Source organism: Neobacillus sp. BF23-41, from assembly GCF_041106275.1.
The window spans coordinates 334,324-349,160 of sequence record NZ_JBGBPR010000001.1 but is presented as its reverse complement, the minus strand read 5'-3'; the positions used below and the strand labels follow the sequence as shown (position 1 = coordinate 349,160).

Genomic DNA, 14,837 nt, shown 5'->3' with positions numbered 1-14,837 from the left:
GCTTTCTATTTCAGGAAAAAAGCTCGTCTTTGTTTGTCCTTATCATCATATATTGATGTTAAGGAGGAGATGATGTGAAAAGGGATTGGACTCAAGCATTTCAGATTGCGGCGGTCTATGTAGGCACTGTAGTAGGCGCTGGATTCGCCACGGGAAAAGAAATCGTTGAATTTTTTTCGCGGTTTGGTTTCTTTGGCTTAATAAGTATATTGATGAGCGGATATCTCTTTATTTCATTGGGTTCAAAATTAATGAGAATGGCTGCACTTATAGATGCAAAATCTTATCAAGAGTTTAATGAGTACTTGTTTGGCAAATGGCCTGGTCGTGTCATTAACGTCTTTATGCTATTTATGCTTCTTGGTGTTAGTGCTGTGATGCTTTCAGGGGCTGGGGCTATTTTTGAGGAACAGTTAAATCTGCCCAAAGCAGTCGGTGTTTTCCTGACAATTTTTTTATCCTTTTTAGTCATGCTAGTTGGAACAAAAGGTCTTTTTGCTGTCAACACGTTTGTTGTTCCGGTAATGATCACATTCAGCATAATTTTAATGTTCTATTCCATTCAAATGCCCAACTTCCTCAATCAATTATTATTTGTTCCTCATTCCGACGATGGCTGGAAAAGTGTGATAGCACCATTTTCATATGTGGCATTGAATCTGGGGCTATCACAAGCCGTTTTAGTACCGATTGCAACAGAGGTAAAGGATGATTGGACGATCAAATGGGGAGGGATTCTTGGGGGTGCTGCTTTAACCGTGATATTGATTGCTGGTCATTTCACTTTAATCATGCTTCCTAATTTGGAACAGTATAATATTCCAATGGCAATTGTTATGAAAAACTTAGCCCCTTTTTTTTATTGGATTTTTGTTCTCGTTATTTATGGAGAGATTTTTACTTCTGTGATTGGAAATGTCTTTGGACTGGACCGACAATTGAAGCAATATTTGCCCATTCCGACAATGGTGTCGGTTACGCTTATTTTTATTGTTTCCTACCTGATTAGTCTTGTGAATTACGGTACGTTGCTATCCTATTTGTATCCATTGTTTGGTTACATCTGCATGATTTTTTTTATTTTACTATGGATGAAACCATTTACACCATGTATAAGAAAATAGAAAAGCAGGTGTCCACCAGACACACTGCTTTTCTATTTAAAAGGCAAAATAATAAAAATCAAAAGGTCAAAAATGATATGAGAAACAATAACCAAAGGCATACTCTTTTTTAAAAAATAAAGATATCCCCACACAAAACCAGAAATAAAGGCAGCAAGAACTAATAAAAATGAGCCAGAATAAATATGGACGGAAGCGTACAGAATTGATGCAGACAAAATACTTACAACCGGATTTAAGTATTTCGAGAGTCTTTTTTGGATAAATCCACGCCAGAAAAGTTCTTCGCCAGGTGCCGCAACTAAAACAAGTGCAAGGTACTGCCAAAATAAGGATGGGGCATACCAATAATAGAGATTTTTAATGCTTGTACCAATTGGCAGCTGAAGTATTTCCATTCCCCATATACCAGCCCGAAAGACAAAATATAATAAGAAACCGGATATTGATCCTAGTAGGATAAATTGAATAAATGATACTTCATCATCCACCTCCTCTTGAAAGGTTGAGTATGCGATGAGTACCAGAACTGATCCTGAAAATATATACCAAAAGATCGCTCTATCATGAAATGAAAAAAATAAAAGAACGTGAGCAATAATAAAACCAATAAGTATGCGAGGGTCTAGGAAGAATTTTTTCATTATCGCGATCTCCTTTTCGAAACAATAAAATTTATTTTATCAAATTAGTTTTTCAAATGGAAATCATTACATCACCCCATTCCCCATTTTTATAGGTTAGAACACCAAGAAAAGAAAAAAATAATAAAGAAGGGAGTGAAAGGGATGAGCAAATCAAAGAGTGAACAAGAACGAGAATGGACAGTTAGGAAACAAGATCAAAATCCTCATGGGAAAGTCAAAAGTTTAAAGCAGTTATCAAAGGAAGCTGGAAAAGGCGAATAACGGTTTAAAAAAAAAGGCAGCCATGGTTAGACTGCCTTTTCTATAATTCTATTAATTAATAAGCGCTTTCTTTTACAACCTTATAGTTTTTGTGATTAACAACTGTTCGTTGATCCAATTCTAAATCACGATAATTGTCCATAAATGTTAGGTCGACTATGACAGAATTTTCATTTACCTTTTCAACAATCCCCTTTAGACCACCGCGGAATTCTATGATATTTCCTACTTCTGCTTTTCTCATTTTAGTCTCTCTCCTTTACCTCAAAAAACTATAATAAAATCCAGTTAAATAACAGTTTGCACTACTTTATTCATTTCGTAAAGGCTTTTATTTGACAATTATGTTAATTCTTTATAAACATTATAATTATATGAGAAAAAAGGCCATAAAAGAATCGGAAACGCTTTCAAAAGGTATCTTAAGTTTCGAAAATTGGCTTAATAAAAGTCATATACGTTAATATAAACAGGTAAAGGTGGTGCGACAGAATGAAGGAAGAAATGATCACTGAAATCTTGGATCGACTAATGACAGGTGAAATTTCAGAGTATTATGTAACAAATGATGATTTCATGGAATTTCGTCAGGTCCTGGTAAAAAGGAATGATTTTAAGCATTTCCGCGGAATTGGTCAGAGGGGCGGGGATGTTTTGTATCATTATCTAAAAGAACCTAGAAGCTAATCGCAATTTTTCCCAAGAACTTTCCATTAGAATTGTTGAAATAATCAAAAGCTGTCGAAAGTGACAGATTTTAATGTTTTTCTTGGGGGAAATATGATAGTTTATGAATGTTTTTGACAGAATTGTGACAAATGATATAAAATTGATTTTTCAGTTGTTTGAATAAGTGGAAAGTGCTATTCTATCAATTGAATAAACAAAAAAACATTATCATGAGAGTGTAAATTCATAACATATTTGTTTTCCTTTTGGAAAAAAAAGCTAAAAAGATTTGAATTTAACTCTTTAGCCAATTAAAGATTTAGTTGACTAAATGATGAGAAATGTTTATTTTTAATGAAGCAAGTTTATATTTTTATATATATTAAAGGAGTTTGATGATCATGTCAGAAAAGCAATTTAAGGTAATCGCAGAAACAGGGATACATGCAAGACCAGCAACTTTATTAGTACAAACGGCTAGCCGATTTGATTCTGAGATTCATTTAGAATATAAAGGTAAAAAAGTTAATTTAAAATCAATTATGGGTGTTATGTCTCTAGGTGTTGGCCAAGGTGCAGATATTACGATTTCAGCAGAAGGAAACGATGCAAACGATGCTTTAAATAGCCTTGAAGAGACATTGAAAAAAGAAGGATTGGCTGAATAATGACTTTTTTACATGGGATCGCAGCATCAAACGGTATCGCAATTGCGAAAGCTTACCGTCTTGTTGAACCAGATTTATCTTTTGAACAAAAAACAATTGACGATGCTGCTGCAGAGGTTGACCGTTTTCGACGGGCAATGGAAAAATCTAAAGCAGAACTCGAAGCAATTCGTGACCGTGCCAAAGTTGACTTGGGTGCGGATAAAGCAGCAATTTTTGAAGCACATTTACTTGTCCTAAGTGATCCTGAATTAAATACACCTATTGAAGAAAAAATTCAGTCTGATAAAGTGAATGCTGAATCTGCTTTAAAGGAAACGGCAGATATGTTCATTATGATGTTCGAACAAATGGATAATGAATATATGAAAGAACGTGCAGCAGATATTCGTGATGTAACGAAGCGTGTATTAGCCCATTTATTAAGTGTTCAACTGGTTAATCCAAGCATGATTGCTGAGGAAGTTATCATTGTTGCAGAGGACTTAACACCTTCAGATACAGCACAATTAAACAGACAATATGTCTTAGGATTTACAACAAATATTGGTGGACGTACCTCACATTCAGCAATTATGGCTCGCTCTATGGAAATTCCAGCAGTAGTTGGAACAAAAACGGCTACTGAGGAAATCAATAATGGGGATCTAGTTATTGTTGACGGTTTAAAAGGTGAAGTACATATAAATCCTACTCCAGAGCTTGTTGAACAATACCGTAAAGTTCATGATGAGTATGAAGTACAAAAAGCTGAATGGGCCAAGCTTGTTAACGAACCAACGGTAACGAATGATGATCATCATGTAGAATTGGTCGCCAATATTGGTACTCCCAAGGATTTAAAGGGAGTAATTGAAAATGGCGGAGAAGGAGTTGGTCTTTACAGGACCGAGTTCCTATATATGGGAAGAGACCAGCTTCCAACTGAGGAAGAACAGTTTGAGTCCTATAAAGCCGTTTTAGAAGGATTAAAAGGAAAACCTGTTGTAGTTCGTACCTTAGATATTGGTGGGGATAAAGAACTGCCATATTTGGACTTACCAAAGGAAATGAATCCATTCTTAGGCTTCCGGGCAATTCGATTATGCTTAGAAGAGCAGGATATATTCCGCACCCAGCTTAGAGCCTTGTTACGGGCAAGTACCTTTGGGAATTTAAAAATCATGTTCCCGATGATTGCAACCCTGGATGAATTCCGTGCAGCAAAAACGATTCTTGAAGAAGAAAAGCAAAAGCTTCTTGCTGAAGGTCAAAAAGTTTCCGATGAAATTGAACTTGGAATAATGGTTGAAATTCCTTCAACTGCTATCTTAGCTGATCAATTTGCAAAAGAAGTTGACTTCTTTAGTATTGGAACTAATGATTTGATTCAATATACGATGGCTGCCGACCGCATGAACCAACGTGTTTCATATCTGTATCAGCCCTATAGCCCATCCATTTTACGATTAGTAAAAATGGTTATTGATGCAGCACATGCAGAAGGAAAATGGACAGGGATGTGTGGAGAAATGGCAGGAGATGAAACGGCCATTCCGGTTCTTTTAGGTCTTGGACTTGATGAATTTTCTATGAGTGCAACTTCAATTTTAAAAGCTCGCTCACAAATCAGGAATTTGAAAAAATCTGATATGGAAAAGCTTGCTCAACAAGTTTTAAATATGCAAACAACTGCTCAGGTTATTGAAGCAGTAAATGGTGCCACAAAGTAAACACAATACTCAAAAAAGACCGGCTGATGATTAGCCGGTCTTTTTCTGTCGTTCATTTATTTTTTGATTTTTCACAGTATTTTCTTTTTTATTATGGATTTTTGAGTATAATAATAAGTGATACATAGTACCTATTTTTTGACCAGTACTTTAGAATGATAGATGGACAGGAATAGGCAAGTATTTTATTGGACATGGTAAATTTGAAATGGTGGAGGTGAATGAAAGTATGGAACAAAAACCTGTACATTTTGATGGAAGTTCACTACTAGGTCAAGCAACCAATGAAGCATTGTTAAATGAACCATTCCAGTTGACTGATGAAATGAGAATTAACATTGGTCACAACCCTTACTCTCTTGATACAAATGAATAAATGATGCATGAAAAGGATTTGTCTTCGGGCAAATCCTTTTTGATTATTTTCTCTTATTTTAACTAATAATATTATTGTCTTTATTCAAAGGAAAGGTGGAGCTTAAATGGTACGTGTTTTGTATATCACGGCACATCCTCACAATGAAACACAGTCCTATAGTATGGCGGTAGGTAAGGAATTTATTGATAGCTATAAACAAATCAATTCCAGCGATGAGGTAATACATCTAGATTTGTATAAAGAACATATACCTCACATTGATGCAGATGTGTTTAGCGGCTGGGGAAAACTTCGTTCTGGTCAAAGCTTTGATGAATTAACAGCGGAAGAAAAGCAAAAGGTTGGTCGGCTTAACGAGTTAAGTGAGCAGTTTGTTAGTGCGGATAAATATGTGTTTGTCACGCCTTTATGGAATTTCTCATTTCCGCCAATTATGAAGGCATATCTTGATTCTGTATCAGTTGCTGGCAAGACATTTAAATATACGGAACAGGGCCCAATAGGTCTTTTAACGGATAAAAAAGCATTGCATATTCAAGCCCGGGGTGGATTTTACTCAGAGGGGCCTGCAGCACAGATGGAAATGGGACACCGATATATCAGTGTGATGATGAGTTTCTTTGGAGTTCCATCCCTAGATGGGTTGTTTGTGGAAGGCCATAATGCAATGCCTGACAAGGCTGAAGAAATAAAAGAAAATGCGATGGCACGTGCAAGGGATTTTGCACATACATTCTAAAAACTCAGTATAGGTACAGAGGCAGATTAAATCTGTCTCTTTTTGTATGATTTTTTGGCAAGTATTTCCTCAATTTATCCTGTATACTAAGAATATATTTATGAAGGAGGAATTGTAAACAATGGAGTTGAATTTAACTGGTAAAACAGCTTTGGTGGTTGCTTCCAGCCAGGGCTTAGGGTTTGCAATAGCTGAACGATTAGTAAGAGAGGGAGCAAATGTTATGATTTCTGGCCGGGAAGAGGAAAAGCTGAAACATAAAGCAAGTCAGCTTGAATCTCTTGGTATGGGAAAGATAGCCTACCAAAAAACTGATATAACTAATGTAAATGATATTAATCAGCTGGTAAAAGTAACAGCAGAATCGTTTCAAAGAATTGATTTACTAGTTAATAATGCTGGAGGCCCTCCTGCAGGGGCGTTTGAGGAGTTATCAGATGAGGAATGGCAAAAGTCCTTTGAATTGAATTTATTATCATATGTTCGAATGATCCGGGCTTCATTGCCCTATTTAAAAGAGCAGGGCGGGAAAATTTTGAACATCGCCTCTACTTCGATTAAAGAACCAATTCCAGGCTTAATACTCTCGAATACATTTCGGACGGGAATAGTTGGACTAGCAAAAACTCTTGCTTCAGAACTGGCTCAATATAATATTCTTATTAATACCATTGCTCCTGGCCGGATTGCAACTGACCGCGTCAATCATTTAGATCAAGTAAATGCAGATAAACTTGGAGTCGATCGGGAAACTGTCGCATTGCAAGCAAAGGAGGGAATTCCATTAAAGAGATACGGAACACCAGAGGAATTTGCAAATGTTGCAGCTTTCCTATTATCTGATGCTAATTCCTATATGACAGGCAGTTCGTTTTTAGTAGATGGAGGGATGATCAAAGCGATATAATAAGCCAATTATTTTTTCCTATATTAACCTTTCTTTACGTTTATTACCGATGTATTTTGGCTATGGTAAAAATATTAAGGGAGTGTTATAGATGCTGAAAAATATTCGATTCATTACTGTATTGATCTTAATAGTATGCAGTTTTTCTCTGCTAAGCGGCTGTAGTTTGCTCTTTTCCAATGAATTAATTGTTAACCGCTATGCCGACGCCTTGTTAACAAAAAATAATGAACTTCAATTCCGTTTTCGAATTAACAATGAAATATTAGCAGGGCAACAATTATATAAAGTGAAAGTTACGATTCACGATGACAAATTAGCTGCCGCAATCGGTAAACGAGAAATAGTATACGGAGATGATCAAGTGTTGAACGGTGAATATTTAGAAGTAAAAGGAAAAGGTGAGAAATATATTTTTATGGAACCGTTGCCCCTAAGAGAAGATTTACATATTCTTGACCTTAAAAACATGATTGAAAAGGATAATGCTGTTTCGATTGAAGTATTTAATAATCAAGAAGTATTCGGTCGAGCTTATTTAACAAATTTTTCTTCAGAGTTATAAAAAGTGATTATGTTCTCGGTTGAAAGGGCAAAATATATTTGTGCATAATTTTGGAGATGGAGCACGAAAACCGGAGCGACTGGGACGTTCCGGTTTTTTTATGCATAATTTTTTATCAAACTAAATTTAAATGCTAAAATATATAAGGAAAATTCCAAAGAGAGGGAAGATTAATTTGCTTACTCCAGAAAATACGGTAATTGGATTTATTGGCACAGGTGTAATGGGAAAAAGTATGGCAGGACATTTATTAAAGGCGGGCTACTCTGCAGTTGTTTATTCAAGGACAAAGGAAAAAGCACAAGACCTATTGGATAATGGCGCCGACTGGGCCGCAACGCCGAAAGAGGTAGCTGAAAAAGCATCTGTAACTTTCACAATGGTCGGCTATCCAACCGATGTGGAGGAAATATATTTCGGCGAAAATGGCTTAATTCACAATGGGACATCTGGAAGCTATCTTATCGATATGACAACCTCTTCTCCGTCACTTGCCATTAAAATTTATGAACAGGCTAAAAGGAAAGGAATTCAGGCGATTGATGCACCTGTTTCTGGTGGAGATGTAGGTGCAAAGGAAGCTAAGCTCTCCATCATGGTTGGCGGTGAAAGTGAAGCGTTTGAAGGGGTTCGTCCTATATTGGAGTTGCTTGGAACTAACGTGGTCTACCAAGGCAAACCAGGTGCTGGCCAGCATACAAAAATGTGCAATCAAATTGCAATTGCTTCTAACATGATAGGTGTTTGTGAAGCAATTATATATGCTGAAAAAGCTGGGCTGGATCCAGAAAATGTCCTGAAAAGTATAACAACTGGAGCTGCTGGAAGCTGGTCTCTAAGCAATCTTGCACCAAGAATGTTAGCCGGAAATTTTGAACCTGGTTTTTACATAAAGCATTTTATAAAGGATATGAAAATAGCGATAGATGAAGCTGAACGAATGGGAATGGAAGTACCAGGTCTCTCATTAGCTAAATCTTTATACGACCAATTATCCGAAATGGGAGAAGAAAATAGCGGCACACATGCGCTTTATAAATATTGGAAGAACTAATAGTTGAATAAATTCCTCCTATCTTCTTGAAACTATAAGAGAAACCTTGAATTAGGAGGAATTGTTAATGGCTAAACGGACAAAAAAGAACGACGCGGAACAAAAAAACAAAAAGGGGTTTGATTCTGCAGTAGCGAACGAAGAATTCGCCAATGAATTTGGATCAGCTGCAGCAAATCAAGCACATAAAGAAAAGGCTAAAAAAGAAAAGGCTCCTAAAAACAATGGGAAATATAAAGGCCAATAATTTTTAAAATTAAACCCTCACCTTAAATGTGAGGGTAAAATTCGTTTAATTCCAATTTCGTAAATATTGTTCCAGCCGATTTAGGCCAAGTTCTAATAATTCCATAGAACAAGCAAACGATAACCGGAAATAGCCTTCTCCATATTCAGAAAAAGCACTGCCAGGTACGACGGCCACTTTTGTTTCTTGAACAAGCTTAAGGGCAAAGTCAAAGCTGTTTAATGCGATGGTATCAGGGATTTTCACAAAGAAATAAAACGCTCCGTCCGGTTTGACGGCATCAAGTCCCATAGCAGATAATCGCTTGAAAACATAATCCCTTCTTTTTAAATATTCCTTTTTCATCACAAGCGCATCATCAATACCTGTTGTAACGGCCGCCAAAGCTGCCTTTTGCGCAATCGAAGTGGCACAAGAAATGTTATATTGATGGACTTTTAAAATATGTTTGGTGATACCTTCAGGTGCAAATAAAAAGCCAATTCTCCATCCTGTCATTGAGTGGGACTTGGATAACCCATTTATTACGATGGTTTGTTCTTTTAGAAAGGAAGCAATCGATTGATGCGGCTGATCATAAGTAAGTTCGCTGTATATTTCATCAGCAAGGATAAAGATATCTTTATTCTTAATATATTCTGCTATTTCTATTAGCTCTGACTCTGAGAGACTGACTCCAGTCGGGTTCGAAGGGTACGGGAGTACAATGCAGCGAGTTTTCTCAGTAATAAATGGTTTGATCATTTCTAATGTAAAGCGAAACTGGTTTCGGCGAATATCGACATGCACTGGAGTTGCCCCCATCATTCGAATAATTGGTTCATAGCCTGGATAAATTGGACCAGGTAATATGACCTCGGAACCTTCTATTAAAATAGACCGAAAAGCAATATCAATTGCCTCACTTGCCCCTGCAGTAACAATCACTTCTGATTCAGGCTTATAATGCAAGCCATATTTTTTTTCTACAAAATTGCACGCCGCTTCCCTTAATTCAATCGTCCCTGCATTATGGGTATAGGAAGTAAAGTTTTGTTCAATTGCTGCAATACCTGCATTTTTTACATGTTCTGGGGTCGGGAAATCAGGTTGTCCAATTGTAAATGAAATCAGGTCATCAACATGCGCAACCATATTAAAAAACTTTCTAATTCCCGAGATTTCAATATCTTTTACTCGTTGATTAATTAAATGCTCCAATATTGTCCATCCTTCCGACAGGGTTTTATCTGTTATGAATATAATGATTATAGACTATTTTTATCTAAAGTTACCACTATGTAGAAATAAAAAACGATCTGAGTTTTTATCAGACCGCTTTTTGGGGAAAGGGAGTTTCATTCAAATTAAAGTTTTTTAATAACCATAGTCCCAATCAACTTCGTCCTCGTGCCAAAAAACGGGTGACACAGAACCAAAATTAACTATTTTACTTTCCAGCATACAAGTACAATGCTCGCAGCCACATTGCTCTTTAATTTCTTCATAAATAGAATGATCAACATCTTCAATAAATGTAACATTTTGTTCCTGAAAAAGAATCGCTGTTCCTTTCATTGGTCAAGCACCTCTTTTAAAAGTATATTCAACTAAAGATTAATTGACTTATAACTATATTGTAAATCTGCATTTATTTACCGTCTATATATTAGTGAGGTTGTTCACAAAATCATCACGAAGCATGAGCAAAAATAAGACAAATCAAAAAAGCCAAGGATGGCTTTTTTGATTTTTAAGAGTACCTTTCGCCTAATTTTTTAAAAATAGGTTTTTGGTAAGTTTTGCTCTTTTTATGATTGCTTGGGGGTTGATCGAGTTCTGAGATGCCAGTATATAGTTGAAGTAAGGCTTTTGATGAATTAAGTGAGAGTGTTGCCTTTGGATTTCGCACCCGTTCATCTAACTTTCCAAAATGAGGTAGTTCAAGAAAATCTGATTTAGTTGGAGGAATATGAAATGTGTATCTTCCACATTCAACAAGGACATCAGACTGCTGCTGACTATTGCGCGGATTTCCTGAAAAATGAAGACCAACTTTTTTTGCTTTGCCTTCTTCAATCAATTTTTTTAACGTTTCTTGTTTCAATCTGTACAATAATTTGGGATTTGTAGCCGTTTTTGCATGGCGATTCACAATAAAGATAGCTTGAGCGAGGTTTTCGATGGTTAGATTTAAATTTATTAGGGGGCCTTTCTGATCATAATTCAAAATATGTTCTCCTTTCAGTTATATAAAACATCTATATTATACCCCTTTTTTTAAGAAATAGGAATAATCCAGTGCATCTTTTTGGCTACTATGATAAGAAAATGATAAAAATTCTTCTAATCTTACGAATAAAAGAAAGTTTAGACTGTTAACCTAATCCTACACTATAAAAAGAATTAAAAGAAATTTTCGTGAAATAATCTTTATTTTCTATAAATTACTTTCTTTCAGAAAATTTAATTGTAAAATAGAAATAAAAGAAAGTAAAAACATTATTTGTATATTATAAGATCTTTTCAAGAAAGCTCTTTTTGTGAAAGCACCGATGGAATAGAATGCTAGGCTGTATAAAAAAACCTTATCTATAGCTGATAAGGTTTTTTCGTTTTCTACTTTTCTGATTTTAGAGTAAAGACAGTTAATTCAGGTTTTGACATAAAGCGAAAGGGGAGACGTGTTGTGCCAATTCCTCTATTTACATATAGTGAGAGGGGATTATGCTCGCCGATTGAATAAAGACCCTCTGGATATATTTGGCCAAAGGGAGGAGTCACAAGAGCCCCTAAAAATGGGATTTTAATCTGTCCTCCATGGCTATGACCACTTAGCTGCCATTGGACTGGATACAATGAAGCTGTTTCTGCAAGATCGGGTGCATGGGATAATAATATTTTAAACGAATTTTTAGGAACATTTTTTAAAGTCAAAGGTAAATTAGGATTCCCTAACATCGCATCATCAATCCCAAGCAGATAGATTATGCTTCCATCACTTAATTTAATTGGTGCTGAATCATTCAAAAGTACGGAAAAATCAGTTGTTTCCATAATATTCCGGTAAATATCAGACCCATAGCCGCCATGATCATGATTACCAAAAATGCAGTATTTTCCAAGCGGAGCCTGTAATTTCTTCAAAATAGGCATCAGTTTATTAATTTCTGTATATTGGTTTGGCTCGTCCATTAAATCTCCAGTAAATAAAATAATGTCTGGCTTAAGACTATTAATTTTTTTAACTAATTGATTAAATTGATGAAGATTATATTGAAAACCAAGGTGGGTATCACTAAATTGAATCATTTTTATTCCATCAAAGCTGTTAGGGATTAGTGGATGTTTGATTTGATGTTCTTGAATATCGAGTAATGAGGGTTCAATTCGATTGGCATAAAGATAGCCTCCCGAACTTAATCCGAGAACGGTAAGAAATGAACCCAATGTTCGTTTTAGAAAGGTTCTCCTCGTCTGATTTTTAGCCATTTTTTCAACCAACCTATCTTTTATTCACCTTCAAAAAAAGAAGGGTCCCTTTGTATTTTCATTAAAAACTTTCGATAATGCAAGTGAAAAGGTCCATTGTTATTTCTTATTCAATAAAAAATAAAACATGCATAAAAAGCAGCCAACAATGTGGCTGCTTTTCCTACTTATAGCTTACGGCACGGCTTTTTAATGCTTTCCAAGAAGAAATAAATTGTTGTTTACCTACTCTTACTTGTTTTTTTCCAGAAAGTGGATCGTTTAAATAGATATAATTCGTGTCATAACCAACTAAGACGACAGCATGTAGATCAAGCGGTGTTTTAATGTATTGTTTCCCGTGATACCAGCCCTCCCAACGGTCTGGAAGACGGTAATCCCCAGTTGTCCATACAACCACTGGATATCCGGCAGAAACATGCTCTAAGACCCGTTCAAAGGGCATATTTGTTAAATTAATGGCTCTTCCAGGGAGCTTTTGGTTGATTAGGGCAATCATCGGTTGGTCAAAGACTGCATACCCTGCTCTTCTGCCTGTCATATCCCCAACAAAACCATATGCTGGGTTTCCCCAACGTACTATATCTCCCTTTGGAGATCTAATGAGCGGGTCAACATCCTTCCGGATAGACCGGTATAAATCCATTTTACTTGTTTTAACACCTGCAAAATTTAGCACCATTGCTAGGCTTGTGACTTCACAGCCGTATCTAAGTTCAGGGTTTTGCTTAATTAATACCACATTTAGCATAGCAGAATTCTTTTTTGGAGTAGTACTAACCGAATCACTCTTATTGGCTTCATTTTTTCCGTAAATCACTTGTTGATTAAGTTCTTTTATTGTAAATCGTTTATTTTCAAAATCGACGGATGATGTGGATTGAGAATTCTCTTTCACGGATATCGTGGAAAGAGGCTGTTTACTTTCTGTGCTAGAATGTGTATCAGCATTAAAGTGGCTGCATCCAAGCATGGGAAGGATCGAAGCTAATAAGCAAAGTTTTTTCAATACTTATCCTCCTTATATAACAGCGTAGGTATAGGATATGATTGTTTATAAGCGACTATAATGGTATCCTTTTGGAAAAGAACGAGAAACCGTCATTGAGCGTATGGTATAATGAGAAAAAAATTTTGGAGGTACTTGGATGGACGCATTGGAAATACTATCGGATCTTGAAAATGTATTTCCCTATTTTCAACCGATTATTAGTGCCGATGAACAACGCATAATTGCTTATGAGGTATTGGGGAGATATGAATCAGAAGGGAATATTATTAGTTTAGGGAACTTTTTTCAGGATGATCAAATTCCTGATGAATATAAGTATGAAGTGGATTTGTTAATAGTCAAAATGGCACTTGAAAAAGCATTAGATCTAGATGAGGATGTAAGTATTTTTCTGAACCGGAATGCTGATTTATTAATGTATGGACATGGTGAACCTTTTTTACAAGAGCTCCTCTCATTTGAAAAAAAGGGCTTGATGTTAAATCGAATTGTTCTAGAAATTTCAGATCGAAATTATACAGGGGATTTAGACCAATTTGATCACTTATTGCAATATTATCGAACATATGGGATTAAAATAGCGATAGCAAGAATTGACAGTGAAAGTAACTATTTTGAACGAATAGGACAACTTGAACCAGATATACTGAAAATTAACCTACAGGCCTTAAAATCGACGTCAACTGGTATAAATTATCACGATGTCTTGTTTACGTTGTCTCTTTTGGCAAGGAAAATAGGTGCCACACTCTTGTTTGAAAATATTGAGATGAGTTACCAACTGCAGTTTGCATGGAAAAATGGCGGTCGTTATTATCAAGGTTATTATTTACACCCGCCAGCAGCAGAGTTCATTCAACGTGATTTCCTAAAGGATCGCTTAAAAGAGAAGTTTCATGACTTTATCTCATATGAAAAAAAGAAATTAGAAGCAGTTTATACAACTGCAGAATTTTTTCAAGCAAAAGTTCAAGAAATTGTGATTAAGAACAGAAATGCAACTTATCAAAACCTTTTTCAAGTACTAATAAAAGAATTGGATCAGATTGCCTTTAGAATGTATGTTTGTGATGAGGACGGCTTCCAGAAATCTGCCAATATATTTAAAGGAAAAGAGGGTTGGAGTATTCAATCCGAGTACATTCAAAAAAATTGGAGCTGGCGGCCTTACTTTTTAGAAAATATTATCAAAATGAGAAATGAACGAAAAGGAATCTTATCTGATTTATATTGTGATATTGATACTGGGGAAACGATTCGTACTTTTTCATTCCCAATGAATGGGGAGGATTATTTGTTTATCGATATATCCTACCAATATTTATTCCAACATGATCAATTACTTTAAAATAGACAGAAATTGCTAGCTTTTATCTTCTTTT

At 35.8% G+C, this 14,837-nt stretch carries 19 protein-coding genes; 12 read left to right on the top strand and 7 right to left on the bottom strand.

Going from position 1 to position 14,837, the window contains the following annotated elements; translation table 11 throughout:
- The first annotated feature begins 74 nt into the window (after positions 1 to 74).
- Complete coding sequence (locus tag AB7942_RS01640) at positions 75 to 1,124, top strand: YkvI family membrane protein (RefSeq protein ID WP_098933096.1); 1,050 nt, start codon at positions 75 to 77, stop codon at positions 1,122 to 1,124.
- A gap of 32 nt (positions 1,125 to 1,156) precedes the next feature.
- On the opposite strand, the gene AB7942_RS01635 is transcribed toward AB7942_RS01640, so the two are convergent.
- A complete protein-coding gene (locus AB7942_RS01635; RefSeq protein ID WP_369445546.1) occupies positions 1,157 to 1,768 on the bottom strand; it encodes a CPBP family intramembrane glutamic endopeptidase in 612 nt (203 codons plus the stop codon).
- Between the two features lie 144 nt (positions 1,769 to 1,912).
- Between AB7942_RS01635 and AB7942_RS01630 the strand changes: the two genes are divergently transcribed.
- Positions 1,913 to 2,032, top strand: a complete 120-nt coding sequence (locus tag AB7942_RS01630) for a DUF6254 family protein (RefSeq protein WP_246869713.1) — start codon at positions 1,913 to 1,915, stop codon at positions 2,030 to 2,032.
- Positions 2,033 to 2,087: 55 nt separating this feature from the next.
- Here the strand turns inward: AB7942_RS01630 and AB7942_RS01625 are convergent, their stop codons facing one another.
- Entirely contained in the window at positions 2,088 to 2,276 is a 189-nt protein-coding gene (locus tag AB7942_RS01625; protein ID WP_066252404.1) for a YkvS family protein, read from the bottom strand.
- A gap of 248 nt (positions 2,277 to 2,524) precedes the next feature.
- Here AB7942_RS01625 and AB7942_RS01620 point away from each other — a divergent pair, with 248 nt between their 5' ends.
- The 9 genes from AB7942_RS01620 to AB7942_RS01580 all read left to right on the top strand — a co-directional run bounded on the left by AB7942_RS01620 (position 2,525) and on the right by AB7942_RS01580 (position 8,972).
- Positions 2,525 to 2,719, top strand: coding sequence for a hypothetical protein (locus AB7942_RS01620; protein ID WP_098933094.1), 195 nt, complete (start codon positions 2,525 to 2,527; stop codon positions 2,717 to 2,719).
- Positions 2,720 to 3,102: 383 nt separating this feature from the next.
- Positions 3,103 to 3,369: a phosphocarrier protein HPr gene (locus tag AB7942_RS01615; protein ID WP_088086214.1), complete on the top strand. Its 267-nt coding sequence runs from the start codon at positions 3,103 to 3,105 to the stop codon at positions 3,367 to 3,369.
- Positions 3,369 to 5,081: a phosphoenolpyruvate--protein phosphotransferase gene (gene ptsP, locus AB7942_RS01610; protein WP_098933093.1), complete on the top strand. Its 1,713-nt coding sequence runs from the start codon at positions 3,369 to 3,371 to the stop codon at positions 5,079 to 5,081. Before AB7942_RS01615 ends, ptsP begins: the two co-directional genes overlap by 1 nt.
- Before the next feature lie 229 nt (positions 5,082 to 5,310).
- The gene (locus tag AB7942_RS01605) at positions 5,311 to 5,457 is read left to right on the top strand and encodes a hypothetical protein (protein ID WP_179195749.1); all 147 of its coding nucleotides are present in this window, start codon (positions 5,311 to 5,313) and stop codon (positions 5,455 to 5,457) included.
- A 106-nt stretch (positions 5,458 to 5,563) separates the two neighbouring features.
- Positions 5,564 to 6,199: an FMN-dependent NADH-azoreductase gene (locus AB7942_RS01600; RefSeq protein ID WP_369445545.1), complete on the top strand. Its 636-nt coding sequence runs from the start codon at positions 5,564 to 5,566 to the stop codon at positions 6,197 to 6,199.
- A 121-nt stretch (positions 6,200 to 6,320) separates the two neighbouring features.
- The gene (locus tag AB7942_RS01595; protein ID WP_369445544.1) at positions 6,321 to 7,106 is read left to right on the top strand and encodes an SDR family oxidoreductase; all 786 of its coding nucleotides are present in this window, start codon (positions 6,321 to 6,323) and stop codon (positions 7,104 to 7,106) included.
- Positions 7,107 to 7,197: 91 nt separating this feature from the next.
- The gene (locus tag AB7942_RS01590) at positions 7,198 to 7,671 is read left to right on the top strand and encodes a hypothetical protein (protein ID WP_369445543.1); all 474 of its coding nucleotides are present in this window, start codon (positions 7,198 to 7,200) and stop codon (positions 7,669 to 7,671) included.
- Positions 7,672 to 7,846: 175 nt separating this feature from the next.
- Positions 7,847 to 8,725, top strand: a complete 879-nt coding sequence (locus AB7942_RS01585) for an NAD(P)-dependent oxidoreductase (RefSeq protein WP_369445542.1) — start codon at positions 7,847 to 7,849, stop codon at positions 8,723 to 8,725.
- Positions 8,726 to 8,792: 67 nt separating this feature from the next.
- A complete protein-coding gene (locus AB7942_RS01580; protein WP_088086220.1) occupies positions 8,793 to 8,972 on the top strand; it encodes a hypothetical protein in 180 nt (59 codons plus the stop codon).
- Positions 8,973 to 9,017: 45 nt separating this feature from the next.
- On the opposite strand, the gene AB7942_RS01575 is transcribed toward AB7942_RS01580, so the two are convergent.
- The 5 genes from AB7942_RS01575 to AB7942_RS01555 form a co-directional block, all read right to left on the bottom strand.
- Complete coding sequence (locus AB7942_RS01575; RefSeq protein ID WP_369445541.1) at positions 9,018 to 10,172, bottom strand: aminotransferase A; 1,155 nt, start codon at positions 10,170 to 10,172, stop codon at positions 9,018 to 9,020.
- Between the two features lie 156 nt (positions 10,173 to 10,328).
- On the bottom strand, positions 10,329 to 10,529 hold the full coding sequence (locus AB7942_RS01570) for a hypothetical protein (RefSeq protein ID WP_098933088.1): 201 nt from the start codon (positions 10,527 to 10,529) through the stop codon (positions 10,329 to 10,331).
- Positions 10,530 to 10,704: 175 nt separating this feature from the next.
- Positions 10,705 to 11,181, bottom strand: a complete 477-nt coding sequence (locus AB7942_RS01565; protein WP_088086223.1) for a YkyB family protein — start codon at positions 11,179 to 11,181, stop codon at positions 10,705 to 10,707.
- Positions 11,182 to 11,570: 389 nt separating this feature from the next.
- Entirely contained in the window at positions 11,571 to 12,443 is an 873-nt protein-coding gene (locus AB7942_RS01560) for a metallophosphoesterase (RefSeq protein WP_369445540.1), read from the bottom strand.
- Positions 12,444 to 12,606: 163 nt separating this feature from the next.
- Entirely contained in the window at positions 12,607 to 13,452 is an 846-nt protein-coding gene (locus tag AB7942_RS01555) for a C39 family peptidase (protein WP_369445539.1), read from the bottom strand.
- A gap of 139 nt (positions 13,453 to 13,591) precedes the next feature.
- Between AB7942_RS01555 and AB7942_RS01550 the strand changes: the two genes are divergently transcribed.
- Positions 13,592 to 14,803 carry an EAL domain-containing protein gene (locus AB7942_RS01550; RefSeq protein WP_088086225.1) on the top strand — a complete coding sequence of 404 codons (1,212 nt, stop codon included), beginning with the start codon at positions 13,592 to 13,594 and terminating at the stop codon, positions 14,801 to 14,803.
- Positions 14,804 to 14,837 lie beyond the last annotated feature (34 nt).